Origin of the sequence: Ruminococcoides intestinihominis (genome assembly GCF_040096285.1) — a bacterium.
Taxonomy (GTDB): domain Bacteria; phylum Bacillota; class Clostridia; order Oscillospirales; family Acutalibacteraceae; genus Ruminococcoides; species Ruminococcoides intestinihominis.
The window spans coordinates 1-1,471 of sequence record NZ_JBBMEY010000093.1 but is presented as its reverse complement, the minus strand read 5'-3'; the positions used below and the strand labels follow the sequence as shown (position 1 = coordinate 1,471).

Annotated in this window: 1 pseudogene; it reads right to left on the bottom strand. The window is 37.5% G+C overall.

The features are described from left to right. Positions 1-1,471 (bottom strand): annotated as a pseudogene (locus WMO18_RS10860) (hypothetical protein); the annotation flags it as partial.

Below are 1,471 nucleotides of genomic sequence, written 5' to 3'. Positions count from 1 at the left end.
GCAGTTGTTGCAGTTGTTGCAGTTGTTGCAGTTGTTGCAGTTGTTGCAGTTGTTGCTGTTGTTGCAGTTGTAGCAGTTGTTGCTGTTGTTGCTGTTGTTGCTGTTGTAGCAGTTGTTTGTTCAGGCTTCTTTTCAGCATAAGCAACAATGTTAATATCACCTGTTACCTTAGCAGTGATGATATAAGCATTACCACTCTTAACAGGTTCAATCTGCTGACCGTTCATTGTAGCAACGAATGTTACCATATCATAGCCTTCAACAGGAGCAATGATTGCACTATACATTGAGCCTTCTTCAACTGTCTTAGCATTATTAGTTGAAACTGCGTTAGTTAGCATTGCATTAACTGCATATGTCTTTGGAGCAGTTGTACCGGTTGTACCTGTTGTTGAAGAAGTTGTTGTTGATGTTGTTGAAGATGTTGTTGTAGGTTCTGGTGGAATTAGACTTGCATAAGCAGAAATTGTAATATCACCTGAAGCAACAACACTGATTAGATATGTACCATCTGTGTTCTTATTTACAGGAACAATTTCACCATTTGAAACTAGAACTACTGTTGAGATTTCATAACCCTTAACAGGTGAAAGAACTGCAGTATAAACTTCGTTCTTGTTAACAGTTGTAGCGTTATTATTTGTAACAACATTAGTTAGGTTGTTTGTTACCTTGAATGTAGTTCTTGGTGGAACTGTTGTTGTACTTGTTGTTGAAGTAGTACTTGTTGTTGATGAAGATGTTGTTGTAGGTTCTGGTGGAATTACATTTGCGTAAGCAGAAATTGTAATGTCACCTGTTGCAGGTACACTGATTAGATATGTACCGTCAGCATTCTTACTTACAGGAACAACTTCGTTATTAACGATTAGAACTACTGTTGAGATTTCGTAACCCTTAATAGGGGATAGAAGTGCAGTATAAACCTTGCCTTCTTCAATAGTTGTTGCACTATTGTTTGTTGTAACATTAGTTAGGTTGTTTGTTACCTTAAATGTCTTAACAGGAGGCTTAGTTGCGCTTGAAGCAGTTGTAGCACTTGTTGCTGTTGTAGCAGTTGTTTCTGTTGTTGATGATGTTGTTGGTGGAATTACGATTTCGTTTGCATAAGCAGAAATTGTAATGTCACCTGTTGCTGGTACTGTTACTAGGTATGTACCATCAGCATTCTTATTTACAGGAACAACACTACCGTTTACTACCATGATTACTGAAGAGATTTCATAACCCTTAACAGGAGATAGTACTGTTGTATAAACATCATTCTTTTCAATTTCTTCAACCTTATTTGAAGAAACAACATTAGTTAGGTTGTATCTAACCTTTACCTTTTCAACAGGCTTTGTTGCAGTTGTTGCAGTAGTTGCAGTTGTTGCAGTAGTTGCAGTTGTTGCAGTTGTTGCTGTTGTTGCAGTTGTTGCAGTTGTTGCAGTTGTTGAAGATGATGTAGTTGTAGGTGTTGGTACAGATG